Annotated in this window: 22 protein-coding genes and 1 riboswitch; of the genes, 15 read left to right on the top strand and 7 right to left on the bottom strand. The window is 37.3% G+C overall.

All coding sequences use genetic code 11. The annotated features are described in order from the left end of the window. The first annotated feature begins 20 nt into the window (after nucleotides 1–20). The 14 genes from TEPIRE1_RS03930 to TEPIRE1_RS03990 all read left to right on the top strand — a co-directional run bounded on the left by TEPIRE1_RS03930 (nucleotide 21) and on the right by TEPIRE1_RS03990 (nucleotide 16,906). Nucleotides 21–1,418, top strand: a complete 1,398-nt coding sequence (locus TEPIRE1_RS03930; RefSeq protein WP_013777881.1) for a sodium:solute symporter family protein — start codon at nucleotides 21–23, stop codon at nucleotides 1,416–1,418. A gap of 133 nt (nucleotides 1,419–1,551) precedes the next feature. Next, nucleotides 1,552–3,603, top strand: coding sequence for a urocanate hydratase (locus TEPIRE1_RS03935; protein ID WP_013777882.1), 2,052 nt, complete (start codon nucleotides 1,552–1,554; stop codon nucleotides 3,601–3,603). Continuing rightward, the gene (ftcD, locus tag TEPIRE1_RS03940) at nucleotides 3,587–4,486 is read left to right on the top strand and encodes a glutamate formimidoyltransferase (RefSeq protein WP_013777883.1); all 900 of its coding nucleotides are present in this window, start codon (nucleotides 3,587–3,589) and stop codon (nucleotides 4,484–4,486) included. Before TEPIRE1_RS03935 ends, ftcD begins: the two co-directional genes overlap by 17 nt. Before the next feature lie 135 nt (nucleotides 4,487–4,621). After that, nucleotides 4,622–5,881, top strand: coding sequence for an imidazolonepropionase (gene hutI / locus TEPIRE1_RS03945; protein ID WP_013777884.1), 1,260 nt, complete (start codon nucleotides 4,622–4,624; stop codon nucleotides 5,879–5,881). A 164-nt stretch (nucleotides 5,882–6,045) separates the two neighbouring features. Beyond that, nucleotides 6,046–6,666, top strand: a complete 621-nt coding sequence (locus TEPIRE1_RS03950) for a cyclodeaminase/cyclohydrolase family protein (protein WP_013777885.1) — start codon at nucleotides 6,046–6,048, stop codon at nucleotides 6,664–6,666. A gap of 93 nt (nucleotides 6,667–6,759) precedes the next feature. Beyond that, nucleotides 6,760–6,855: riboswitch (THF riboswitch) on the top strand. Between the two features lie 83 nt (nucleotides 6,856–6,938). Further along, nucleotides 6,939–7,463, top strand: coding sequence for a folate family ECF transporter S component (locus TEPIRE1_RS03955; RefSeq protein WP_013777886.1), 525 nt, complete (start codon nucleotides 6,939–6,941; stop codon nucleotides 7,461–7,463). A 586-nt stretch (nucleotides 7,464–8,049) separates the two neighbouring features. Continuing rightward, the gene (locus TEPIRE1_RS13745; protein ID WP_015295075.1) at nucleotides 8,050–8,214 is read left to right on the top strand and encodes a hypothetical protein; all 165 of its coding nucleotides are present in this window, start codon (nucleotides 8,050–8,052) and stop codon (nucleotides 8,212–8,214) included. A 17-nt stretch (nucleotides 8,215–8,231) separates the two neighbouring features. Continuing rightward, the gene (locus TEPIRE1_RS03960; RefSeq protein ID WP_013777887.1) at nucleotides 8,232–10,085 is read left to right on the top strand and encodes a peptide ABC transporter substrate-binding protein; all 1,854 of its coding nucleotides are present in this window, start codon (nucleotides 8,232–8,234) and stop codon (nucleotides 10,083–10,085) included. Nucleotides 10,086–10,223: 138 nt separating this feature from the next. Next, nucleotides 10,224–11,168, top strand: a complete 945-nt coding sequence (locus TEPIRE1_RS03965) for an ABC transporter permease (protein ID WP_013777888.1) — start codon at nucleotides 10,224–10,226, stop codon at nucleotides 11,166–11,168. Next, on the top strand, nucleotides 11,168–12,136 hold the full coding sequence (locus TEPIRE1_RS03970; protein WP_013777889.1) for an ABC transporter permease: 969 nt from the start codon (nucleotides 11,168–11,170) through the stop codon (nucleotides 12,134–12,136). Before TEPIRE1_RS03965 ends, TEPIRE1_RS03970 begins: the two co-directional genes overlap by 1 nt. A 32-nt stretch (nucleotides 12,137–12,168) precedes the next feature. Then, nucleotides 12,169–13,197 (top strand): ABC transporter ATP-binding protein, encoded by a 1,029-nt coding sequence (locus tag TEPIRE1_RS03975; RefSeq protein ID WP_173391427.1) that lies wholly within the window; start codon nucleotides 12,169–12,171, stop codon nucleotides 13,195–13,197. After that, nucleotides 13,190–14,176 (top strand): ATP-binding cassette domain-containing protein, encoded by a 987-nt coding sequence (locus tag TEPIRE1_RS03980; protein WP_013777891.1) that lies wholly within the window; start codon nucleotides 13,190–13,192, stop codon nucleotides 14,174–14,176. Before TEPIRE1_RS03975 ends, TEPIRE1_RS03980 begins: the two co-directional genes overlap by 8 nt. Before the next feature lie 173 nt (nucleotides 14,177–14,349). Then, entirely contained in the window at nucleotides 14,350–16,467 is a 2,118-nt protein-coding gene (locus TEPIRE1_RS03985) for a DUF3794 domain-containing protein (RefSeq protein WP_013777892.1), read from the top strand. Further along, complete coding sequence (locus tag TEPIRE1_RS03990; RefSeq protein WP_023211388.1) at nucleotides 16,439–16,906, top strand: hypothetical protein; 468 nt, start codon at nucleotides 16,439–16,441, stop codon at nucleotides 16,904–16,906. Before TEPIRE1_RS03985 ends, TEPIRE1_RS03990 begins: the two co-directional genes overlap by 29 nt. A 51-nt stretch (nucleotides 16,907–16,957) precedes the next feature. Here the strand turns inward: TEPIRE1_RS03990 and TEPIRE1_RS03995 are convergent, their stop codons facing one another. From TEPIRE1_RS03995 to TEPIRE1_RS04020, 6 genes are all read right to left on the bottom strand, one after another. After that, nucleotides 16,958–18,874 carry a DUF3794 domain-containing protein gene (locus TEPIRE1_RS03995; protein WP_013777894.1) on the bottom strand — a complete coding sequence of 639 codons (1,917 nt, stop codon included), beginning with the start codon at nucleotides 18,872–18,874 and terminating at the stop codon, nucleotides 16,958–16,960. 95 nt (nucleotides 18,875–18,969) lie between these two features. Further along, nucleotides 18,970–19,425: a hypothetical protein gene (locus tag TEPIRE1_RS04000; protein WP_013777895.1), complete on the bottom strand. Its 456-nt coding sequence runs from the start codon at nucleotides 19,423–19,425 to the stop codon at nucleotides 18,970–18,972. Between the two features lie 12 nt (nucleotides 19,426–19,437). Next, nucleotides 19,438–20,550 carry a glycosyltransferase family 4 protein gene (locus TEPIRE1_RS04005; protein ID WP_013777896.1) on the bottom strand — a complete coding sequence of 371 codons (1,113 nt, stop codon included), beginning with the start codon at nucleotides 20,548–20,550 and terminating at the stop codon, nucleotides 19,438–19,440. Nucleotides 20,551–20,566: 16 nt separating this feature from the next. Further along, nucleotides 20,567–21,574: a glycosyltransferase family protein gene (locus TEPIRE1_RS04010; protein WP_013777897.1), complete on the bottom strand. Its 1,008-nt coding sequence runs from the start codon at nucleotides 21,572–21,574 to the stop codon at nucleotides 20,567–20,569. Continuing rightward, nucleotides 21,575–22,324, bottom strand: coding sequence for a glycosyltransferase family 2 protein (locus TEPIRE1_RS04015; protein WP_013777898.1), 750 nt, complete (start codon nucleotides 22,322–22,324; stop codon nucleotides 21,575–21,577). A gap of 45 nt (nucleotides 22,325–22,369) precedes the next feature. Beyond that, nucleotides 22,370–22,819, bottom strand: coding sequence for a hypothetical protein (locus TEPIRE1_RS04020; RefSeq protein ID WP_013777899.1), 450 nt, complete (start codon nucleotides 22,817–22,819; stop codon nucleotides 22,370–22,372). A 162-nt stretch (nucleotides 22,820–22,981) separates the two neighbouring features. Between TEPIRE1_RS04020 and TEPIRE1_RS04025 the strand changes: the two genes are divergently transcribed. Continuing rightward, nucleotides 22,982–23,746: an FkbM family methyltransferase gene (locus tag TEPIRE1_RS04025; protein WP_231848319.1), complete on the top strand. Its 765-nt coding sequence runs from the start codon at nucleotides 22,982–22,984 to the stop codon at nucleotides 23,744–23,746. A gap of 130 nt (nucleotides 23,747–23,876) precedes the next feature. Here the strand turns inward: TEPIRE1_RS04025 and TEPIRE1_RS04030 are convergent, their stop codons facing one another. After that, complete coding sequence (locus TEPIRE1_RS04030) at nucleotides 23,877–25,457, bottom strand: DUF3794 domain-containing protein (RefSeq protein WP_231848320.1); 1,581 nt, start codon at nucleotides 25,455–25,457, stop codon at nucleotides 23,877–23,879. Nucleotides 25,458–25,616: the final 159 nt, after the last annotated feature.

The following is a 25,616-nucleotide window of genomic DNA, read 5'->3' on the forward strand; positions in this document are numbered from 1 at the left end:
AAAAAGACGGAGGTGCCGGTATGATCTTATTAATAGTGATTATTTACATGGCAATAATGTTAGGAATTGGTTGGTGGGTTGGAAAACATTATATTCAGGGGATGACTGACTTTTTATTGGCTGGTCGAAGGCTTGGGGTTTGGATGTGTGCCGCAACCCTTGCTGCAACGCATTTCGGCGGTGGAATGGTTATGGGAGGTAGTGAATATGGCTACAATTACGGCTGGTCCGGAGCGTGGTACGGTGTATCCTGCGGTATAGGTATACTCCTTTTGGCTTTTACCACTGCGGGCAAGTTTAGAGAGTTGTCATACTATACCGTACCGGACTATCTTGAACAACGGTATGGGGGGAAGACTATCAGAATATTAGGTGCGTTACTTTCCCTTATAGCACTAATAGGAATCTTAGCTGCTATGGTGCTTTCTGCAAAAGGAGCACTAGAGATATTGGGAATAACCGGCAACGCAGGGGCAATTATTGCCACATTGGTTTTTATTGTGTATACCACCTTCGGCGGGCTGTGGGCAGCAACAATAACCGATACCGTTCAATTAATAATAGCAACATTTGGAGTTGTATTAGCAGCTGTTCTAGTACTGACTAAAACCGGAGGAATGGCTAATCTTTCTGCCATGTTAATTGCAAAGGGAGTAGAGCCAAGTTACTTTAGCTTCGGGGGTCTTGGCACATCAAGCATAATGTGGTTATTACTTCCAACTATAATGTATACCCTTATTGGTCAAGATTTTTATCAAAGGTTGTTTGCAGCAAAAGATGGAAATGTAGCCAAAACTGCATCAATAATTGGTGGTGTTTTACTGGTAATAATTAGTTTTTTTCCGACAATTATTGGTATGGGAGCTAGAGCGTTATCAGATTTGGACAGTGGAGGAAATTCCTTTCCATGGGTAGTGCAAAATCTTATGAATCCTGTAATAGGTGGAATAGTTCTAGCGGCAATACTATCAGCCATAATGTCAACGGCGGATTCCCTCTTGACGGCAGCTACATCTCATATAGTAAAAGACTTTTGGATAGAAACATTTCAAATGGATGAAATAAAAGACGAAAAGAAATTACTTAACATATCCAGAAATTTTACATTTATAATCGGGATATTAGGTCTTTTAATAGCACTGATAATGCCGGGAATAATAGATGCACTTATTTACTCATATACAATGTATAGTGCAGGGGTGTTTATACCGGTTATAGGCGGAGTTTTATGGGAATCTGCAACAAGAGAGGGAGCACTGGCATCACTAATCATTGGTTCTATTGTTGCCTTATGGGGCATACTGACAAATGCGAATGTCTTTGGTGCACCTGCGGAAATATATGCAGCTTTGGTATCATTGGTAGTATTTGTAGCAGTATCACTGGCTACACAGAATAGAAAAACGGATGGAGTGTAAAATGATTAATCATTGTGATAAATAAGATATTAAAACACCAGGGGAAGCAATTCGTTTCCCCTGATATATTCTTTTTAACAACCTAAAAATTAAGACAGAAGAATCCTAATATTAAAAAGGAGCGGGATTAAAAATGCTTAACAATTGTGATGTTTCAAAGGCAATGAAAATAAAGCTGGATGATGAATTGCCGGAAATGCCGAAATTTGTGGAAGGCATTAGGAGAGCCCCTAGCCGGGGGTTTAATCTGACAAAGGAACAGACTAAAACTGCACTAAAGAATGCTCTAAGGTATATACCGGAGCAGTATCATGAAAAACTTGCACCTGAGTTTTTAGATGAGCTTTTAACCCATGGCAGAATTTATGGCTATCGCTATAGGCCGGAGGGAAGGATATATGGAAGGCCTATTGATGAATATAAGGGCAAATGTCTTGCCGGAAAAGCCTTTCAAGTTATGATAGAAAACAACCTCGATTTTGAGGTAGCACTTTATCCTTATGAGCTTGTAACATATGGCGAAACCGGCAGCGTATGCCAGAATTGGATGCAGTATAGATTAATTAAAAAATACCTTGAGGTTATGACTGAGGATCAGACACTTGTAGTTATGTCAGGACATCCCCTCGGCCTTTTTCCCTCAAAGCCGGAAGCTCCAAGAGTAATTATAACAAATGCCTTAATGGTAGGCATGTTTGACAACCATGATGACTGGGAAATTGCCGAAGAGATGGGAGTTGCCAATTATGGCCAGATGACAGCAGGAGGCTGGATGTACATCGGGCCCCAGGGGATAGTTCACGGAACCTTCAATACACTATTAAATGCCGGTAGATTAAAACTTGGTATTTCCCATGACGAAGACCTGAAAGGCTATCTATTTGTTTCATCAGGTCTTGGCGGAATGAGTGGAGCACAACCCAAGGCAGTAGAGATTGCAGAAGGAGTCGGAATCATAGCCGAGGTCGACTATTCCCGTATTAAGACGCGCTACGACCAGGGGTGGGTGAAAAAAGTATCATCAGATTTAAAAGAGGTATTTGCTATTGCTAATGAATATATGAAAAAGAAAGAACCTATGTCTATCGCTTATCACGGCAACATAGTTGATTTGCTGGAATATGCAGTAAAAAATAACATTCATATTGACCTATTATCAGACCAAACCTCATGCCATGCAGCATATGACGGCGGATATTGTCCGCAAGGTCTAACTTTTGAGGAGCGCACCAAGCTTCTTGCAACGGATAGAGAAAAATTTAAACAGCTTGTTGATAAAAGTTTGGGAAGGCATTTTGAACTTATAAAAACCTTGGTGGATCGCGGCACTTACTTCTTTGATTATGGAAATTCATTTATGAAGGCAGTGTTCGATGCAGGCGTAAAAGAAATATCAAAAAATGGCAAAGATGAGAAAGATGGCTTCATATTCCCCTCCTATGTTGAAGATATAATGGGGCCAGAGCTTTTTGACTATGGTTACGGACCCTTCCGCTGGGTTTGCCTAAGCGGCAAGGAAGAGGATTTAAGAAAAACAGATAGAGCAGCTATGGAATGCATTGACCCAAACCGCCGAGGTCAAGATAGGGACAACTATATCTGGATTCGCGATGCCGAAAAGAATAAACTGGTAGTAGGCACCCAAGCAAGGATACTCTATCAGGATGCTGAAGGGAGAATGAAAATAGCCCTTAAATTCAATGATATGGTAAGAAAAGGAGAAATCGGGCCTGTGATGCTTGGACGAGACCATCACGATGTGAGCGGAACCGATTCACCCTTTAGAGAAACAGCTAATATAAAAGACGGCAGCAATGTAATGGCGGACATGGCTACACAGTGCTTTGCCGGCAATGCCGCAAGGGGCATGAGCCTTGTAGCCCTTCACAACGGCGGAGGCGTAGGCATAAGCAAAGCCATAAATGGGGGCTTCGGACTGCTGCTAGATGGAAGCAAAAAGACCGATGATATTATAAAGTCTGCCCTATTATGGGATGTAATGTGCGGCGTTGCAAGACGCTCCTGGGCACGAAATCAAAACTCTATTGAAACAGGTGTAGAGTTTAATAAAAATTACGATAGCCTTGGCCATATCACACTTCCTTATATACCAAAGCAAGAACTAATCGATGAAGTAGTAGATAAAAACTTTATAAGGAGGAACTACCTTGAATCCAATCGTTGAATGTATTCCAAATTTCAGTGAGGGCAGACGCCAAGAGGTCATAGAAGCTATTGCTGATACAATAAGATCTGTAGAAGGCGTAAGGCTTCTAGACTATTCCGCGGATAAAAACCATAATCGAAGTGTCTTTACATTTATTGGAAATCCGAAAGCGGTAGCAGAAGCGGCTTTTCTTTCCTGCAAAAAAGCAGCCGAATTAATCGATATGACAAAACACAAAGGGGAGCATCCCAGGATGGGCGCTACTGATGTAATACCTTTTGTGCCTGTAAAGGATATCACTGTAGAAGAATGTATAGAGCTTTCTAAGAAAGTTGGAGAAAGAATTGCGGAAGAACTTTCAATTCCAGTCTTTTCATATGAAGATTCAGCTACCAAGCCTGAGCGGAAAAACCTTGCAAATATAAGGAAGGGCCAGTTTGAAAAAATGGCAGAAAAATTAAAGGACCCTCAGTGGGCTCCTGATTTTGGAAAACCGGAAATTCATCCTACGGCAGGGGTAGTAGCCGTTGGAGCGCGCAAACCACTTATAGCGTACAATATTAATCTTGACACATCAGACATAAAAATTGCCGATACAATTGCAAAACTCATCCGCGAAAGAGGTGGAGGGCTAAAAAATGTAAGGGCTATCGGGGTAATGTTAAAAGATAGAAACCTGGCCCAGGTGTCAATTAACATGGTAGACTATGAAAAAACAGCTCTTTACAGAGCCTTTGAGATGGTCAAAATGGAGGCAAGGCGCTATGGAGTCAATATAGTGGGCAGTGAAATAGTAGGCCTTACTCCCATGAAAGCCCTTATAGATGTAGCCGAATACTATTTGCAATTGGAAAACTTTGATTCTAATAAACAGATATTGGAGAATTATTTGTTACAGTAATTGATTTGTTATATAGATTGTAGGCGGTCAGAGACCGCCCCTAGTATAATGCAGTTGTAATATAAAGCTGTGATAAAGCAACAAGGGGCATTAAGCTTTTGCCCCTAATCTTTGATAAAAATTGGTGGTGAAGTTTTGAAAGATACTGGACAACTTGTTATAAAAAATATTGGTATGCTCGCAACCCCTCAAGGGGCAACCTGTTTAAGAGGTAAAGAACAAGGCAAGATAAAGATACTTGAGAATGCTTTTATTGCAGTGTCTCAAGGTAAAATAACAGCTATAGGTAAAGATGAGGAACTTAAAGATTTTCTTATAAATGATGATACTGTTGTTATCGATGCCAAAGGCTGCCTTGCAACTCCGGGCCTTGTGGATCCACATACACACCTGGTTTTTGGAGGGTGGAGGCAAAAAGAGCTTTCATTAAAGCTAAAGGGTGCCGGCTACCTTGATATATTGAGCATGGGAGGAGGCATACTAAGCACCGTAGAGCATACGCGCAAGGCAAGTTTTGAAGAGCTGGTGCAAAAAGGCAAAAAATCCCTTGATATAATGCTAAGCTATGGAACAATCACCTGCGAAGCAAAAAGCGGATATGGCTTAAATGTAAAAGATGAGATTAAATCCTTAAATGTGATTAAAGAGCTAAATAAATTGCATTCAGTTGACTTAGTTCCTACATTTATGGGAGCACATGCAATTCCGAAGGAATATCAAGGAAGAGCTGATGATTATATAAAATTAATAAAGGAAGAAATGATTCCAAGGGTTGCAAAAGAAAATCTGGCAGAGTTTTGTGATGTATTTTGCGAGGATAAGGTTTTTGATGCAGAGCAGTCAAGGGATATACTTGAAACAGGCAAAAGACATGGCCTTATTCCCAAGGTTCATGCTGATGAGATAACGCCCTTAGGAGGTGCATCGCTTGCCGCTGAAGTTAAAGCTATTTCTGCCGAACACCTAATTCATGCATCAGATAAAGGTATTGATGATATGGCAAAGGCAGGTACTATAGCAATCCTTTTGCCAGGCACTTCCCTTTATTTAGACGAATCCTTTGCAAGAGCGAAAACTATGATAGAAAAAGGCATTCCGGTAGCGCTTGCTTCTGACTTTAATCCAGGTTCATGCCCTACAGAATCACTGCAGCTTATCTTAAATCTTGCCTGCATAAAGTATAAGATGACACCTGAAGAAGTTTTGACGGCTGCAACACTAAACGCCGCTGCGGCTATTAATAGGTCATCTGTCGTAGGAAGTTTAGAAACTGGAAAACAGGCGGATATCCTGCTTTGGGATTCGCCTGATTTAGACTTTTTAGTATATCATTTTGGAGTAAATTTAGTAAAAACTGTTGTTAAGCAGGGCAAAATAGTTGTTGATAATAAATGATTAAAAACTTTTTACAAAAAATTAATCTATACATATAAAGTGGCGGAATTTAACTACAATAATTCTGCCCTGCGGCAGAAAGAATTGATATTGATGAATCTGGAAGGATTACCGGTTTGTTTTAGCAAACACATACTTTTAACGAGGGGAGCGGTAAAATAAAAGTGATTAGCAGCAGCATAAAAGAATTTTTGGATGTTTTAGCTTCTAAGGAACCTGCTCCAGGAGGAGGTGCTGCCTCTGCGCTGGTAGGAGCTGTAGGGACGGTTTTATTGTCAATGGTTGCAAATCTGACAGTTGGAAAACAAAAGTACAAAGAGAGCGAACCGCTCATGAAAGAACTGCTTGAAGAAGCCGCAAAACTTCAAAAGGATTTAGTAAAACTAATGGAAGAAGATACCGAAGCATTTAACAAAGTTGCTGCAGCATTTAAGATGCCCAAAAACACTGAAGAAGAAAAGGCAAAACGAAAGGAAAAGGTGCAAGAAGCCCTAAAAGGTGCAGCCAACGTTCCTTTTCAAATTATGGAAAAAGCCGTAGAAGCCCTGCGTTTACACGAAAAGTCTTTAGGCCATGCAAATCCGTCGACAATTAGCGATACAGGAGTTGGCGCTCTGTGCCTGAAGACTGCTCTTTGTGGTGCATGGCTTAATGTAAAAATAAACCTTGGCAGCATTGATGATGAGGATTTTGTCAGAGAATACAACGAAAAAACGCAGCAGCTTTTAAATGAAGGAGTGCCACTTGCAGATAAAGTGTACGAAGCAGTATTAGAAAGTCTTTAGCAGATAAACCGATATAAACATGTATAGACTTAAATTAGGATAAAAAAGCCATTAGTCAAAAATCGAAAATTTTGATAATATTTTAATATACAAGGCAGAGTAGATAACTTGCGTCAAGTGCCAAGGGATGGGACGTTGCCCTTGGACGAAAAGCTGTATTGCTTGCGGTAAGTTGTCGCGTTCGCTGTCACATCAGAGGAATAAAGCCTTTTTCCATTGGTGTGGCAGAATAACATACTGCCATAAATAATGGAAGGAGGCTTATATTTTTAATGAAAAAACTTTCTACAAAACAACTAGTGTATCTGTCCTTTTTGGTTGCCCTTAACATTGTACTGTCGAGGGTTGCAAGTATCAGAATAAACATTGGTACAGTTGAGGGGATAAGGATAGGTTTTGGAGCTTTTCCAACTATCTTTGCAGGTATCGTGTTTGGGCCGTTTGCCGGAGGAATAGTAGGTGCATTAGGGGATTTTCTGGGATTTTTCATAAATCCAACCGGATTTTATTTCCCGCCGATTACTCTTTCAGCAGCTCTCGGCGGTATAATACCCGCCCTTATATTGCAGACCTTCTTTAAACAGCAAAATCAATCCCTCTGGCAATATATAATAGCCATTGGGATAGGCCAAGTTATAACATCGGTTATCTTAACACCGTACTTTTTACAGCTTGGCTTTAACATACCTTTCTTTGTCACACTGCCGGCAAGAATAATTGCACAGACAATCAACGTCCCGCTTTATTCTTTTTTGACTCTGGCAATTAAAAAGAAAGCAGATGTGATATTAAACTAAAGCCCCTAATAGGGGCTTTTTTTATATGGAACACGTCGGATAAATAAAAGTTATTATCAGCTGTCCAGTTATCTCATATTCCGATTTACCTGCGTAGGTAGAAAATCGGTTGACCTTACAAGTGGACATCCTTTTCTTATATGCTTTGGATGCTCTGCACCATGCTAATGTATAATGAAAACAAAAATGATATGTTAAAGCAGCTATGGATTGCTGCTTTTTCTGCTATCATTGTGGCTTTTATCGGTTTATGTAGGGGCTTCTCCAAAATCATTGCCATAAGCTAAACTATCTTAAAAAGCCATGTGATGACTTTACAATATTCAAGTCAAACATAAAAAGTTTGAAAGTAAAAAAATAAGCTCAAAAAATCTTCCAAAAGATTATATTAATTTGTTACATTGCATAATTTTAATGTAGGAGGTTAATTTCGACCCAGAAGTGCAATATATTTTTTTTGATTATAATTAAGCATGCTGCATGTGTTGACAATAAATTTATAAAAAGAGGATTTTTGCATTAGAATTAAACTTTAAAAGGTACAATTTTCTTGAGAATAAGTGACATACAAGTTGGGAGAATAAATATGCCGCTTAAAAAATCAGTTGAAGTATTTGAGGAAAGGACTATTGAAGAAGTTCTAAAGCTGCACAAGGTGAACATAGAAAAAACGATGAAAAGCCTTGGAATCGGCAAGACCATATTTTATGAAAATATTTTTAAAATCAAGTTATTTTGCCGTCGCAAATAAAAAAGGGGGGTTAAAATATGTTTAAAACTAGGAGATTAGCAGTGCTTACGGTTGTTTTGTTGGCGTTATCTTTAGTTGTAACCGGATGCTCATCAGGAGTCAAAGAAGATGCAGCTACTGAAAAAGATGAATATTCTACAGTTTACTCAGGAGAAATCACAACTTTGAATTACTTGATTACTTCGACTACGTCAGAATTTGCATTAGCTGCTAATATGGTAGATACCTTAATCGATTATGACAAGTATGGTGTGGTGCAGCCGTGTCTAGCAACAGAATGGAATGTTTCGGAGGACAAACTGGTTTGGACGTTTAAACTTCGCAAGGGTGTGAAATGGTTTACACATGACGGTAAAGAGTATGCAGAAGTTACGGCACAAGATTTTGTAGATGCTATGAAGTATATACTGGATCAGGCCCATGGATCACAAACCGCAAATATAGCGTATAGGGTTATCAAAAATGCTGAAAAATTTTATAACGGCGAAATCACAGACTTTGATGAAGTCGGAGTAAAAGCTGTTGATGACTATATCCTTGAATATACCTTAGAGAAGCCCATACCATATTTCTTGTCAATGCTCACATATGTGTGTTTCTTCCCGGTTAACGGGCAGTTTTTAGAAGAAGTCAAGGATAAATTCGGCACAGACAATGTCAACTTTTTATACAATGGTGCATACATAATGGAAACATTTGAACCGCAAACAAAGAGAGTTTTAGTGGCAAATGAGAATTACTGGGATAAAGATAATGTGCATATTAAAAAGCTAAATTATATATATAACAAAGAGGCAGCAACCTTGGCACCGGAATTATTTTTACGCGGTGACATCGATTATGCCGATATACCGTCATCAGTGCTTGATGAATGGATGAAAGATTCAGAAAAGAAAGACCTGATTCGGCCTAATAGAACCAACTTTTACACTTATTTTTATGCCTTAAATTTCAATCCTCATTTTGCGGAGGAATATGAGCCTGAAAATTGGAAAACAGCAGTTAATAATGTGAACTTTCGTAAATCTATATTTCATGCCTTTGACCGGAAAGCTGCAATGCTTACTTCAGAACCTTATAACCCGGAATACAGATTTAATAATAGCATAACACCAAAGAACTTTGTAGATTTAAACGGCACCGATTATACCCGGCTTAACGGGCTGGCTGAATTTTCAAACACAGATTCCTTTAATAGAGACATAGCGCTTGAATACAAAGAAAAAGCCGTGACTGAACTAAAGGGAAAGGCAATGTTTCCTATAAAAATTTTAATGCCGTATAATACAGGTGTTACTGAATGGACAAATCGTGCTCAAGTAGTGGAGCAGCAGCTTGAGAATCTTCTTGGCACAGACTATATTGATGTAATCATTGAGCCTTATCCGCCTACGGGATTTTTAGATGCAACAAGGCGCTCAGGAAATTATGCTCTGCTTGAATGTAATTGGGGTCCGGATTATGCAGATCCCGAAACATACACAGACCCCTTTAGTCCTGACAGTAACTATAACTGGCCTCAAATGGCTCAAGGTTATACAGAAGCTAATGGAAAAACTAAATATGAAAATATGGTAGATAGCGCAAAGACAGAATTGCTTGATATTGAAGAGCGGTACACTTTATTTGCCGAAGCTGAAGCATTTTTAATAGAACAGGCATTTGTTATTCCTTATTCGGTTGGTGGCGGAGGTTATTCCGCATCTCGCCTGAATCCTTTCGAATCACCTTATTCGCCATTTGGTGTTTCAAGCGAAAGATTTAAGGGGCAGAAAATTCTCGATAAACCTATGAATACCGAGGAGTTTAATGCTGAACTTGAAAGATGGGAGAAAGAGAGGGCGGAATCACTAAAAAAGGCGGCACAATAACAAAATTGGCTTGTAATAAATTATATTACTTAATTAAAGGCAATTGAAGGACTATTTTAAAATAGTCCTTCAATTGTACTAAAGACAGTGAATTAATTTTTATACAAAGATGTACTTTGGCCAAGGAGGGTTGATGATATGTTAAAGTACTCACTGAAAAGGTTATTACGCTCATTTTTTACACTAATAATTGTCATAACCGTAGTTTTTCTTCTTATGCGACTAATGCCTGAAGAGGGGTATTTTGGAGACAATTATGAAAAGCTTGATGAGGCACAAAGAGAAGCAATATTAACCAATATAGGACTTAGAGATCCGCTGCATATCCAGCTAAAAAACTTCTATACATCTCTTTTATCCGGAGATCTTGGAACTTCAATAATATACAGGCCTAAAATGCCTATAATTGATATTGTAAAAACTAAAATGCCTTATTCAGTATATTTTGGACTTGCGGCAATGGCACTTTCGCTTGTATTTGGCATTACATTGGGTATAGCTATGGCTCGAAGTAAGAATAAATTTTGGGATAAATTTGGTACCGGCTACATTGTCATCATAAATGCTGTTCCGGCAGCGGTATACTACTTATTTTTTCAATTGTACTGTTCAGATATCTTCAAACTCCCAATATTATTTAATGCAGATAATCCAAAGAGCTGGATATTGCCTGCAGTTTCCATGTCTCTTGGCGGCTCTGCATCATATGCTATGTGGATGCGACGGTATATGGTGGATGAACTGAATAAAGACTATGTTAAACTTGCGCGAGCCAAAGGGCTTAGAAGTAAAAAAATTATGACAAACCATGTTTTAAAAAATGCATTTGTACCTATGGCTCAGTACTTGCCGGCTTCTATATTATTTACTATATCAGGTTCTATATATATCGAATCCCTTTATTCGATTCCAGGCATGGGAGGATTGCTTGTAGATGCCATTCAAAGGCAAGACAATCCCCTAGTTCAAGCACTGGTTCTTATATATTCGTCAATAGGCATAATAGGACTTTTCCTGGGAGATATCTTGATGGTTTTGCTTGATCCGCGCATAAAATTGGATAAAGGGGAAGGTGCCAGATAATGTATAATACAAAAATCAATAATTTAGAAGATAAAATTGACGAATCATTATTTGTGTTTGCCGAATATGATGAATCGGAAGCAGAACGCATCGGATACTCCAATTATTCATATTGGCGTTCAACATTTCAAGTATTTAGAAAAAATAAAGTCGCTATGTTCTTTTTGAAGATTATAATAGTCCTTCTTGCATTTACAATTATACAGCCTTATTTACCGAATCAAAAATCACCGACCAAAATTTATCTTGATCCAAACACAAATATGCAATTGAGGAACCAACCTCCAAACATTGAGTTTTGGTTTGGAACAAATTCAATAGGCCAGGATTTATGGTCGCGTATATGGAGCGGGACGCGCACATCACTTTTTATTGGGCTGTTAGTGGCAATTTGGGATGCCATTATCGGTATTACGGTAGGGGCGCTGTGGGGATATGTGAGAAGACTTGATGCACTAATTACAGAAATATACAATGTTATGGATAATATACCGACTACCATTATTCAAGTTCTTTTTGCCTATATACTGCGCCCAAGCATAAAAACCTTGGTTTTTGCCATGTGTATAACTGGCTGGTTAGGAACTGCTCGATTTATACGCAATCAAATAGTTATTATAAGAGACAGAGAATACAACCTGGCTTCACGATGCTTGGGTACTCCCACCAAAAGAATCATAACCAGAAACTTGCTTCCATATTTAATTTCAGTCATCATGCTCAGAATGGCGCTGGCCATTCCTACAGCCATCGGTTCGGAAGTATTTTTGACTTATATAGGCCTGGGACTGCCTGTAAGTATTCCATCATTGGGCAACTTGGTAAATGAAGGCAGACTAGTTATGATGGTTTCGTCGCTAAGATATCAATTAATATTTCCGGCAATAGTTCTTTCCTTGATAACCATATCCTTTTATATAATCGGAAATGCTTTTGCAGATGCGGCTGATCCGAAAACTCATGTTTAGGAGGGATAAAGGTGTCAGACAAAGATATAATAATGGTGGTTCAAAATTTGGTGGTCAAATTTGAACTGAGAGGAAGAACTTTAACTGCTATAAGAGAGGCGTCCCTTGACCTTCATAAAGGAGAAAGCCTTGCCATAGTGGGTGAGTCTGGAGCGGGAAAATCGGTTCTTACCAAGACTTTCATGGGACTTCTTGATGATAATGGGTGGGTGGATTCAGGAAGTATAATATATAAGGGGGAAGACTTAGTAAAATTTAAGACAGAAAATGATTGGCTGAGAATCAGGGGCAAAGAAATTGCCATAGTATTTCAAGAACCAATGACTTCATTAAACCCACTCAAAACTATAGGAAGCCAGATAGAAGAAGCAATAGTGCTTCACCGAGGTTTAAGAGGCAAAGAAGCTAAAAAACTTGTAGTGGAAATGCTCAGAGATGTAGGAATAGCAGAACCGGAAAAAAGATATTGTCAATATCCTCATGAATTTTCCGGAGGCATGAGACAGAGGGTGGTTATAGCTATAGCCATAGCAAGCAATCCCCAAATACTTATTTGCGACGAGCCTACGACGGCTTTAGATGTGACTATACAGGCGCAAATTCTTAGACTTTTGAAAAATATAAAAGAGAAATATGAACTTACAATAATATATATTACGCATGATTTAGGTGTAGTGGCAAATGTAGCAGACAGAGTAGCTGTTATGTATGCCGGCGATATCATTGAGATAGGAACCTGTGAAGAAATTTTTTATGACCCAAGACATCCCTATACATGGGCGCTGCTTTTATCACTGCCGCAACTTGGAACTAAGGGAGAAAAGCTTCATTCAATAAAAGGTACGCCGCCAAATTTGTTTAATGAAATAAAAGGCGATGCTTTTGCACCTAGAAATCCAAAGGCACTTAAAATTGATTTTATAAAGAGGCCTCCCTATTTTTCTGTAAGCCCGACTCATAAAGTTAAGACGTGGCTGCTTGATCCCAGGGCTCCAAAAGTAGAACCGCCTGAGTTCATCAAAAAGCTTTGCTCCCGGCGGAGGGTTAGTGCCAATGAATAATATAAGCAAAAAAGTCATACTGGAAATAAAAAACTTGCGTGTAGAATTTGGAGTAAAAAAGAAAAAAATTGCAGCTGTAGATGATGTGAGCTTTTGTATTTATAAAGGCGAAACTTTTGGGCTTGTAGGCGAATCGGGGTCAGGCAAAACTACCATCGGAAGAGCTATAATGCGGATAAACGAGTTAGCCGGTGGCAAGATATTTTTTAAAGGCCAAAAAATAAGCGGAAAAATCAGCAAAGAACTGGACAAAGAACTGACAAAGAAAATCCAAATGATTTTCCAAGATCCTGTTGCTTCTTTAAATGAAAGGGCAAAAGTTGATTATATAGTGTCAGAAGGTCTTTACAATATTAAAAATTACAAGAGTGAAGAAGAAAGAAGGGAAAAAGTTGCAAAAGCGCTTTTAGATGTAGGACTGCTGCCTGAGTTTGCCGACAGATTTCCCCACGAGTTTTCAGGAGGTCAGCGACAGCGGATAGGCATTGCAAGGGCACTTGTTATGGGACCGGAATTTATTATTGCAGATGAGCCAATATCAGCCCTAGACGTTTCTATTCGAGCTCAAGTACTAAATTTACTCTCTGAACTGCAGAAAAAGAAAGGATTAACCTATCTGTTTATTACACATGACTTATCTGTTGCAAGATTTATAACCGATAGAATAGCCGTTATTCGAAAAGGTAAGATGGTTGAACTGGCAGATACGGAACAGCTGTTTACCCGCCCTTATCACCGCTATACTAAAGCTTTGCTGTCGGCTATTCCAATTCCTGATCCGGCAAGAGAAAAACAAAAAGCGTTGCAAGTGTATGATCCTTGCTGTCATGATTATGCAAATAATCCCCCCGGGTGGTCGGAGGTTGAACCGGGGCATTTTGTCCTGGCGAATCAGAAGGAATTAGAAGAATATAAAGCACAGTATGCAAAAGCCCAAAGAGGGAATACAAACAGAAGGTCATGCGACAAAAACCGCTAATATAGCTTACAGAAAAGCTGTTGTACTACTTTCCGGAATTACGAGCGGAAAAAATGCTGCGAGATAGTTTTTTCAAATGGGATGGTAGGGATTGTACAAGTAATTTAAGGACTAAACCCTTCATAAATCAATTGCTAATATCATAAAAATTATAGGAGAAGAAGGTGAGATAGGTGGAATTATTCAGGACGGAAGAAGTGATCTGGGAGAAAAATTATCAAAAAGATGTCCAAGTATCTGTCGATTTAAAACCTGCTCCTATAAAAATTACAGATATTATTTCACACGTTATAAATGTAAATTATACACTAAATGAAGGTGCCATAATAATCTCTGCAATTCTAGAGATTGATTTATATTTTTTAGATAAAGAAGGCAAGATACATTTTTGCAATATTGAAAAACCGTTGGAATATGGAATACTCCCGGAAAAGATTATAAAAGATATGAATTTTTATATAATATGTCACAGTGAACAACAAAGCCAACATTTATCAGGGAATTTACTTACCTTAAACCTATTTGTTAATATAGGGTTGCAAGGTGTTATTGAAAAGAATTGTTCCCCTTTCCCGCCTAAAAGGTTTGAAAAAGAAAAAATAACGACATTTAAAGTCATGGGAGAAAAAAGAGAGCATGCAACATTGAAAAGCACGTTCGAAAAACAGGATTGCCAACATATAATAATTATGAAACCTCATCTAAGCGAAGCTAATTTCAGAGTGCTGCGCAGTGCTGTAATGCTTGAAGGTGAAGTAACTGTTGAAGTGTTTTATTTGAGTACTCAAGGGATAGAAAAATACGGCACTATTGCCGTCCCGATAGAGAAAATAGTATCATTTGCCGAAGCTGAACCCAATCAAACGGCCAGAATAACTGTGGATTATATAGATATTTATTACAAGCCCTGCGGGAAAAACAATTGTTATGATGTAATAATTACTCTGGAATATATGATTAAGATTCTAAAAAAAGCAGAGAGTCAGGTTATTACAGACTTCAATGAACCGGGATATGAGGTTGTAAAAGAAGAATTTTTATTAAAAGAGGTTATAACTGAAGGTGAGTTTGCTTTTTTGGAACAAAAGTCTTTTTTATTCGAATCCAGCATTAAGTGTATTGTGGACTTACAGGGAAAAATAGAGAGTATATCTCATACCGTCGAGGGAGGCAGATTAGTAGTAGATGGCATTATTGGTTTGGAAATTATCTATGCGGATGAACGGCTAAAGCATATGTATAAGTACATTCAAATTGACTTTAGTAATAGTTATTTGCTGGCACAAATTGTTGAAGGAACTATTTTTGATATAAATGTAAATATAATCCATCTTTCAGGAGCATTAAAAGATGAAACTATTATGATAAAAGCTCTGATAGAAGTCGCCTTTTCCGGCAGCATTAGACGGCAGGCAACTGTGGTGACGGATGTGCTTCCCCGGGATCAGATATTACAAGAACTTGTAAGTGTAGAAAAGATATTAGAGTCAAAGACTATTGATTTTACTGAAAAATATGAAATAAATATTGACAGGGATTTAAAGGAAATAGAAGATGTGAAATCAGAAATAGATTTTTTAGATGTTGTTATATTAGATTACAGATTCCTGATTCAAGGAACGCTTAATGTAGATATATATTACATCGGAACAGATGATATAGTACACTGCCAAAAAAGCATAGTACCTGTCGGAATATTGGGCAGTGTTGTTAATGGTGATACCGGTATGCAAATAAGAGTAAACCCCAAAATTTGTCATGTATCAATAGGAGCTAAGAAATCATCATCTGTTCAACTGCTTTTTTCTTTAAGTTTTGCTATAGAAGCAACAAAGCAGGAAGATATTTATTTAGTGACAGGGGTAAGAACTGAGTCTGCAGGAAATTATCGGCAAGTTTATTTTAACAAATATGTATTCAATATTAACCATACTATGCCGCTTATCTCACCTGCACTTTTCATTAGAGATATAAAGGTTATCCCAAACAAAAAGCGATATGAACAACATGCTGATGGCTTATGGGCGGTAGGAAAGCTTTATTTTGATATAGTGTATACAGGCAAAGATAAGTATGTGTACCAGGATTTTGATGAATTAGATTTTAGGTTTCACATCAAAGACGAGTTAAACATTTATAAAGGCGATTTCGATTTAGAAATCTTACCTTCTAAAGTTTTTATGACATCTGAAGGCCAAATGCTAGAATCAGAATTTCAATTGACAATAAAAACATATCACTGGGAAAATTGTGATGTAGGGAGTGACCCAATTGATACAAAAAGCACGTGATGGTATTGTAAAGTTTTTTAAAGATTTTTCCAATCAAGATGTAGAAGTGATAGATATTACCGAAGGGGCTAAGGACTTATCCGCTCTTTGTAAGTTTCCGGATGGAGAGTATCAAGTGTTTTTAAATGATGATTTTACAATAAAAGCATATTATCGGAAGAAACCATACAAGCATGACTTAGATACAGATGATAAGATTTTGGTCAATAATGATATTTTTAATAATTCAAAGCCGGCAAATCCAAGTATTTCAGACGTAAAAAAACCGGAACTATCCAATAGCGAACAAGCCGTTGCTCTTATAGTCAAAAAAAACCCCGGGATAAATGCTTATGAAATAAGAAAAGAAATAAACATGAGATTTGTCATGCTTATTCCTATATTGCAAAAGCTGCTAAGTTTTGGGGTTATAAAAAAGGATGGTGAAAAATACTACTAAATATTGAACGCCCCACAGTTTGAAAATATCAATAATCAAATTCTTTATATATCAACTTATAACATCTACCACAACATCTACCGGCTTAAAGCCTTCATCTACTACATTTAACATAAATGTTCGTTTTACAATGACCAAATCGGTATCATAAACCTCAGTTACCACATACATCTGTTTTATTTCATGTGTAGGCAACTCGGCCAGTATGAGTATTTTGTTTGTAGTAATATCAGGACCTGTTACATCGGTTACAACATATACAATTTCCTTTTTAAAACCTCTTACAGTAGCCCTGATGGTTACAAGCATACTAATTTGATTACCTTCTGGTAATATCGAAAGATCTACATGCTCCACCTCAGCCTTAACTTCGATGATGTCGCTGGGGAGAATTCCTTCTAAGGGCACCAATACAGCAAAGTGCTTTTGCCTTTCTATTTTGTAAATTAAACCTTCTGAGTCAGCATAAGAAATGCAGCATTTAAAATAGCCGGATACAATAATTTCATTTTCTAGTATTGATGTAGTTGTACTTTCAATGATACACTTATACTTACCAATGCTTGCTGCAGGCGGATAAACGTCAATAGTATTTGATACTAGAGTTTGTTTGCTGGCTGTTGATTCTGTACATACTATAATCGGGTCTTTTGTGACAATTATGTTCTCTATTATTTCAATCGGTTCAATATCATGCACCATAACCTGTGCAGAAGTTTCTCCCACCATTAACGGTAACCTCACCCTAAGGTCTTGAGCTGTTCCTTGAGCTACAGGCAATATGTCCTTTTCTACAATAGTCACATCAAAACGAATTATATTATGCTCAGTGAGTTTTCTGCTGCCGGTTAAGTCATATTTAGTATATTCTACAACCGGTACAATCACAGCATTTAGACCAGGCCTAGCACCGGGATAATCAGTGAAAGCGGTAAAGGGAATGTCTGCCGATTGATGGTAATTGACATTATCTGTCCCGACATAATATATTTGTTTATGAATTATGCCTTGAATTATCACTTTATCCATAACAACTAATGATGAGATATTATGAAGATTTACTTTTATATCTCTTATTTTAATGGCTTCATGCTCTAAAATTTCTACAGACTCTACCATATGCTGAAATGCTGTGCTTTCGCCTATTAAACCGTTTATAACATATTCTTGCCCATCTTGTGCTACGCCAATGTTTGCTGTAATCTCTTGTGTCACGGTTACATTGCATTGAATGATTGCTTTTAATTTTAGCTCATTTGGGGAAAGAACGTCTACTTTATTCATTTCTATGACCGGTTCTGCATATACATTCATTTCAGGCAATGCACCTTCAACTTGTGCAAAACAGCTTACAGGAATGTCAAAAGACTGATGATAGGATATATTATCTTCCCCAATATAAAATATTTGATTATGCAAGATAGCTTGAATTAAGACCTTATTATCTAATACGTCTGCATTATTGATAGTTACTGTGGCCCGACACTCCTCCACTTTTTGTATTGACCTATCCAGAACCAAGATATCTTCGACCAAAACCTGCTCTGAGCTTTCTTTGATTACTGTTTCGGCGATAACACTTTTATCGGTGCCTGCTACGAGAAAAATATAAGAAACATCCTCTGCAGTGGCAGTTATTTTTACAATTGCTTTACAAAAAACCCGTTCACCGGAAGGTGCAAGTTTCGCCTCAATGCTTTCTAAATCAGCGAAAATATTTACATTCATCCCCGGGGCTATGCCGGGGATGTCTAATATGGCACTGAATGGAATATTACCAGAGATATGATGTACCTTGTCGTCGATTCCTACAAAAAAGACCTGTTTATGAACGATGCCTTGTATGATTAACTTATCGTTAAGTGTTATATAATTTAATGATCTTATTTCCCCGATAACCTTTTTGAGCTTTCGAGCTATTGTAGGCTGCTGCCTTTTTAAATTGAAAGCCTTTAATTGTTTGAGCATATTGAATCCCCCTGACTTAATCGTACTTACTAGTTTATTATATTCAGCACGAGGAGGTAATGATATTAAGATTTAGCCTAAAAAAATGATAGGTTTTAAATAAATATATTGCGATATTCAATAAGTTCAATGTACATGTTGACCACTATCTGTTTTAAAATATCTTTCTCAAAAGTCTTATATGTCAAGTGGGTATCTATATTATATATAACCTCCATATGGGATTTTGCCTCAGGAATTGAAACAGAATCGGAAAACAACTCATAAAAAGCAGCATTTTTTACTATGCCATTATAAACGTAGTAAATATCTTCTAAAAACTCTATATCAAACATAACCAAGCCCTTTACTATATGAAAACTTACTTTTTCTACCAAAAAATCAACTTTTTTTATCTTTTCAGGAATATCCGGCAGAGAATTCCTAATGGGTATAAGAAATGAAATATTCTTTTTAGCTACTACCACCGGCAGGCGTACCTCGATAGGGCCGACTGGCCTTGGCGGAACCCTTATAAAATTGTTAGTGCACTTGGCAACATGTGTAAACATTCTTACCACACCTCATCTAAAGACTTGCTTAATTACTTTTTCCCATTTTTGCTTCCAACGCTCAATATCAAAAGCTTCAGCTACTTTTTTTGCATTTTTGCCCATCCGCTGTCTTTCATCTTCATTGTTAAGGAGATACTCAATGGCTTCTATTAGATTGCTTGAGGTTGGTTTTATCAATATTCCATTATAACCGTCGATTATTAAATCAGTTAGGCCTCCAACAGGTGTGGCAATGACGGCACACCCTGAAGCCATAGCTTCCAGGCACGAAAGGGAAGTCCCTTCAGTTGCTTTAGTAGGAATTAAAGCAATGTCCATTTGTGAGTAAATCTCATACATAATATGCGGGGGCTGCCAGTAGTAATATATGTTTTTGTTTTCCGATGCCCATTTGAGAGCCTCAGCTTCCAACAAATCAGAATGGCCTCTTCCTACAAAATGAAACTCTATTTTATCGGGATACCTTGATGTCAGTACTTTGGCGGCATGGCACGCTTCGTTTAAACCTCGTACGGATGTAAGCCGACGAGGGAATATCACTTTTATTTTGTTGCTAGCGTTTCCCCTAGGTTTCAAACTATTAATATCTGCGAAATTCGGTATATACTCCAGCTTATGAGAGAGGCCGGGCCATGTGGCATTTATCCAATTTATAGTATTTGTATCTACAGAAACCACTTTTTGAGGACCACTTAACGCAATATGGTATCTTCTAAGCCATTCTTTTTTAGCAGATTCTGTAGGAAGCTGTGAATCAAATTCGGGATAATCCCAAAAAACCCCGTGGGAAATTGATATACTTTTCTCTAAAACTTGCGGATATGCTAAAAAGGTTACAAAATAAATAGCATAATCTAATTCCATTGCCTGTTCATGAAAGTGCTGATTTAGGCGTGGGAAAGTCATGAATTCGTTTTTGGTTTCTCGGATTGAATTTATTTGGACACCATGTAAAAGCTCTTTTTGCCATCCGCTTCCGATCTGCCACCAAGCTACTTTATAACCTAAATCCATCAAAAGCTTAGTTAATTCAAATCCGTACCGTTCTGCTCCACCATATATCATTCTTAGGCCATCTGGGCTATAAAAATTAGTAGTTAAGATTCCAATCCGCTTTGACACATTATTTCCCCCTATTCTAAGGTTCTAAAATTAATTCTTTTATTTTTTCAGCTATACATATAGCTCGCATTTTCCAAGTGTTCTGTTTTGCTATTTCCATTCGTAATTTTATTTTTTCTTGGCTTTTTCCATTATAAACTGCCCAATCAAGGCATGATACAAAGTCCTCTGGTGTTCTTGCAAGCCTAACATCTGCCAATCCTTCCAACTGGGGCAGATTTGTAGATACCACAGGGAGACCTGAAGCGATGTACTCATAGGCTTTTATAGGATCTGCGGCGAGGGTTACGTCTTTTATCTGAAATGGAATTATTGCTACATCAAACCATTGAGCGTAATAGGGTAATATCTCGTAATCTTTCGGCCCTAAATAGAATATGTTGGATTTAATGGGAACCCTAGGAACATTTGTAGTAAATGTGCCAAGAAAAACAAAATTATAATTACTTCTAATGTCAGCTATAAATTCAATTAAAGCAAAATCGATCCAAGAGGATAAAGCCCCCCAAAAACCCACAATAGGTTTAGAACAAGCCTTAACTATATCAGCAGGCGGTTGCGAGCTTCTTGTTACACTTTTGGCAAAATGCTCAAACTCAACACCGTTGTTTACTTTATAGCATCTAGGGTGTTTTTTTGAAATGTCTAAAAATAGTTTTTCGGATGCAGTAAATACTAAATCCGCAGCAATAATTTTTTGTTCATCATAAACCGCAAATTTTGAAAACTCATCTACAGAAGCATCGGCAAAATCACTTATAACCATTTTGAGATTGAATTCCGGCAGCAATTCAGCATAAGGCCCATGTGTGAGCCACATTATATATTCCTTGTTATGATCAAGCGATTTTATGTTATTGCATAAATTGAAAGTAGCGCTTAATGGGATAAAATCCGTTGAAGTTTGAGTAACATTACAGTACATAACATTGAAACCTAATTTTGAAAGCTCCCATAAAAGGTGTTGAGGCCTTTGGCGAAAATTGAAGTAATCGAAACTGGGTAGGTATAGAATATCATACATTTACGAGTACACCTCTTTCAAAAAACTAAGCCGCTTTGCTTCTTGCCATGTTTCTAAATCATTAGACTTTGGTGTTATCATTATGCTTTGAGTATGTGGCCTGATTTGCCCAAAAATTTTTATATCCTTATCTCGATAAAACAAAAACTTCTTATAATGCTCCTTTGCATCAGCCCAACCAAAATGTTTTATTCTAATATCTGAGTAATAAGGTATAAAATTTTCACAGGGCTGTGGGAATCTGCTGCAGTGAATTTCTCTGTTGGGCCAATAATAACTTATATCGGGGTTGTATCTTATTAAAAAAGGCCAGAATGTAGTCCATGGATTCCAACCTCCGTCTATTCTGTAACAGATTTTGGATGACCAGAAATCAAATACTCTAAAATAAATTGCATCATAATATTCTTGGTTTATTAACAAAAGTATTTCATCAATAATTCTGTCTTCAAAAATTTCATCGGCATCAATAGCTAAAATCCAGTTAGGATTTTGCGCTATTGTTAGTTCCCATAGCTTTGATCTTAAAGCCGACTCATTTTCTTCAAAGATACAATGCTCATTTTTATAAGCTATAACCTTTTCATTTCTGTTGACAATTTCAAAGGTATCATCTTCTGACGCATCGTCAAGGACTACTATTTTATCAACCCATTGCGAAAGATGATTTAACACTTCACATAGATGCCGACCCGATTCATTTCTTGCAGGCATCATCGCTACAATATTATTCTCACGATGTTTTCCCATTCAAATCTCTCCTTGCAATAAGGGCCTTCTCATGAAGGCCCTTTTTTATGAAGTTGCTACAAAAACAAAATCTATTGCCAGGTCAATATCTTGCACAGCATTACCGGCATCTGTAGGTAAAGTAAAATTAAAGCTTACGTCTTCATTAGCAGTTGTTAAAGTCAACTCCCTGCCGGGGCTGTCTGGCCTATCTATCAGGTCTTCCAGTTTGCCGGCAAACAAATCTGTGTCCCCAACAGCAACACTTACATTTAAATTATAGGCTAACAGTGCTGCTAAAGAAGGTGTTGTATCATCATCAGCAGCTTTCCAATCAGCCGTAATAAAATAATATTCGTCAACGGTACCCGTATTTGATACATTTATTGTGCCAGAAACTGAATCTCCGGGCAGCATTGTGGCTGCGATTACTCCGCTGGCGGGCGATACTTCAATTGAAACAGTTTCAGTCTGAAGTGTACTGCCTGTAGAACTTGCTGTATAGGTAAAAGCCATGTCATTATCACCTCCTAATAAATTATATTCAATTTAGAATGAAGTGTTACAGAGTTAAATTTCTGTTTTTATCAACGGTTAGATTAATATTGAATACAATGAAATAAAAATAGATTTAGGAGGAGCGATAAGATGAGGGGAACATATATAGGGGGTCAAAGAATGTTGGTTGTGACAGTATATGGTGGTAAGCTAATAATACCTTCAATGGATTTGAGCCTGTCACCGGAATTAATAATTAGTGGTAGTTTGGAACTTCCGCTTACAAAATATCTAATTAAAAATATAAAACAGGGTTTTACGGTTTTTGATATTGGAGCAAACCTTGGATATTTTACAGTCTTACTAGGCATGTTGGTAGGGCCTACGGGAAAAGTATTTGCTTATGAACCGAATCCTTATTTAAATTCACTTCTTTTTGACAACTTATCCATAAACTATGTTCAGGATAGGGTAACAATATCAAATAAAGCAGTATACTCATGTATCACTAAAATCCCATTTTATATTACCAAGAGATTCATGGGTAATTCCTCTATCAATAGGCATAATGATGAGTATTTTAAGCTATATTCAGATCAAATTGATAAAATTGAAATAGATTCGGAACCTCTTGATAATTATTTTGATAAATTTGATACAATCAACCTTATTAAAATAGATATTGAAGGTGGTGAGTATCATGCTTTTTTAGGTATGCAAAAATTGATACAATCAGAAACGGTTAAAATCATTATATTTGAATTAAATAAGATGATGCTGCAAAAAGACTGGTGCGTGTTTATCCAGCTTTTAAATAAATTTCAAAAATCCAAGAGGGTAATTTTCCATAAATTATCCGATGAAGGAGATCTTGTGCCTACAAAGATAGATGAAATCGCAAAATTAGATTTTTGTGCTCATGTTGTAATGCAAATACGGCCTTAAAATTTATACCTATTAGGCTCTATATTTTCAACTGAGGTTTTTTCTTTATGAATTATAAAAAAAGCGGCAATTCTGCTTTATAAAAAGCAGCTGTAGCCGCTTGCTTTTAACATTTGCTATTGTTATATTGTTATGGCACAGGCACAGCCCCAATGTTTAATCTTACTGTTGACAATACTAACACATCTACCTTCAGCACAACTTTTTCCAACATTTCGGTTTCACTCAGCAATTCCGTTATTACGCTTTCTATAGTCGGTACCAAGGCCGCATGCATCTCAGGTTCGGCATCAGGTAAATCCACAAAGAAACTGAATTCTACGTCTTCGCCCATTTCATATTCAATATCGTCGGTGCCGATATAATATATTTGCTTGTGGATTATACCTTGGATGATTACCTTATTTGCAATGATTTGAGCAGTAATTGATGTAACCTCTGCATCAACATCCCTTATCTTTTGAGTTGGTTTATCCATTGTTATAATATCTTGTAAAAGAGTTTGGCCGGTAGTTTCGCCTACCACTTCATCTACAAGAAGGATTGGTTCTTCTGTTCCTTCGATAATATTTAGGCTGGTATTCTGTGTGACTACAACAGAAAATTGAATAACTACTTTTTGCGTTAAATCATTACTGTTTTCAAGAGCATAATTAATTGTTTCAATGGTTGATTCTACTTGAACATGCATGCCGGGAGTGGCTCCTTCCACATCTACAAAGAGACTGAAAGGTATATCTTCCGCTTGGTGATATTCTATATTGTCAAGTCCTACATAGAATATTTGTTTATGGAGAATTCCTTGAATAATTACCTTATCTGTTATCACATCAGTTAGTATATCTTGCACTACGGCCGTTATTTCGTCAACTTTAAGTGCCGGTTGATTTAGTGTTACCGTTGTTTCAACTATAAGCTGCTGCGAGTTTTGCCCCTCAATTTCAGATACATAATAAAGCGGTGTTTCTTCTTCTCCTGTTTCAACTTCAAGATTTTGAACATCTGTTACTATAACAGAAAAAGACAATATGACCTTCTGGTGCAGAGTTGTCGAATCTAAAAGCGTGAAGGCTACATGTTCCACCACAGGTGTTACGGTTGTGTTCATTCCAGGTAATGCTCCATCTATATCAATAAAGTAGCTGATAGGTATAAGTTCTGTCTGATGGTGAACAACTGCATCCTCACCAACATAGAATATCTGCTTGTGAAGTGTTCCTTGAATAATGACTTTATCCTGTATAACAGTAGTATTCAGGTTTTCTACCAAAGCCCTTATTTCCTTTACCTTAATTGCAATTTCTTCCAGCGTTACGGCGGATTCTACCATTTTTTGGATAGAACCTTCACCGATTAAAACGGGAACCTTAATTAAAGCCATTTTTTCATCCTCCCTTTTTCCTCCCATTTGATTAATTTCCAAAACATCTAATATATTTTGTGACACACTATCATGTGAGGACTCTTTACATAAATCCAACTCATCTTCCGCTTTCTTAAAATCATCTTCTTCGTTATAGTGCAAGTATTGTTCCGGCGTTTCTTCTTGAAGTTTTGAACATGATTCTAAATTTTTGTCCTTACCACCTCTTTCTGCATGAACTTCATCGCTCTTGTCAAATACCGTTAAACAGTCTAAATTGTTGACAGATTTTAATTGTTGAATCTTAACCTTATGAAATCCGCCTATAAAATTTTTTGGTTTTACCATGTAATAATAAACTACAAGAAACAGTAAAAAAATTATTACAGCAAAGCCTATTAAAATCACCACCTTCCCAAAATGCTTTAAAAACGATTAGTCTATGTATTTAATACTTAAAACACTTGTTAAAAATATTAATTAATTCCGGGTTAATTCCATTATATG

Source organism: Tepidanaerobacter acetatoxydans Re1, assembly GCF_000328765.2.
GTDB lineage: Bacteria > Bacillota > Thermosediminibacteria > Thermosediminibacterales > Tepidanaerobacteraceae > Tepidanaerobacter > Tepidanaerobacter acetatoxydans.

Bases quoted from the DNA above. Each gene is read 5' to 3' on its own strand.
- TEPIRE1_RS04025 (WP_231848319.1), top strand. From the start codon at position 22,982: ATGTTGGTTGTGACAGTATATGGTGGTAAGCTAATAATACCTTCAATG.
- TEPIRE1_RS03980 (WP_013777891.1), top strand. From the start codon at position 13,190: ATGAATAATATAAGCAAAAAAGTCATACTGGAAATAAAAAACTTGCGT.
- TEPIRE1_RS04020 (WP_013777899.1), bottom strand. From the start codon at position 22,819: ATGGCTTTTACCTATACAGCAAGTTCTACAGGCAGTACACTTCAGACT.
- TEPIRE1_RS03995 (WP_013777894.1), bottom strand. From the start codon at position 18,874: ATGCTCAAACAATTAAAGGCTTTCAATTTAAAAAGGCAGCAGCCTACA.
- TEPIRE1_RS04030 (WP_231848320.1), bottom strand. From the start codon at position 25,457: ATGGTAAAACCAAAAAATTTTATAGGCGGATTTCATAAGGTTAAGATT.
- TEPIRE1_RS03960 (WP_013777887.1), top strand. From the start codon at position 8,232: ATGTTTAAAACTAGGAGATTAGCAGTGCTTACGGTTGTTTTGTTGGCG.
- TEPIRE1_RS03965 (WP_013777888.1), top strand. From the start codon at position 10,224: ATGTTAAAGTACTCACTGAAAAGGTTATTACGCTCATTTTTTACACTA.
- TEPIRE1_RS03930 (WP_013777881.1), top strand. From the start codon at position 21: ATGATCTTATTAATAGTGATTATTTACATGGCAATAATGTTAGGAATT.
- TEPIRE1_RS03935 (WP_013777882.1), top strand. From the start codon at position 1,552: ATGCTTAACAATTGTGATGTTTCAAAGGCAATGAAAATAAAGCTGGAT.
- TEPIRE1_RS03955 (WP_013777886.1), top strand. From the start codon at position 6,939: ATGAAAAAACTTTCTACAAAACAACTAGTGTATCTGTCCTTTTTGGTT.
- TEPIRE1_RS04000 (WP_013777895.1), bottom strand. From the start codon at position 19,425: ATGTTTACACATGTTGCCAAGTGCACTAACAATTTTATAAGGGTTCCG.
- TEPIRE1_RS13745 (WP_015295075.1), top strand. From the start codon at position 8,050: ATGCCGCTTAAAAAATCAGTTGAAGTATTTGAGGAAAGGACTATTGAA.
- TEPIRE1_RS03970 (WP_013777889.1), top strand. From the start codon at position 11,168: ATGTATAATACAAAAATCAATAATTTAGAAGATAAAATTGACGAATCA.
- TEPIRE1_RS04015 (WP_013777898.1), bottom strand. From the start codon at position 22,324: ATGGGAAAACATCGTGAGAATAATATTGTAGCGATGATGCCTGCAAGA.
- TEPIRE1_RS03975 (WP_173391427.1), top strand. From the start codon at position 12,169: ATGGTGGTTCAAAATTTGGTGGTCAAATTTGAACTGAGAGGAAGAACT.
- TEPIRE1_RS04010 (WP_013777897.1), bottom strand. From the start codon at position 21,574: ATGTATGATATTCTATACCTACCCAGTTTCGATTACTTCAATTTTCGC.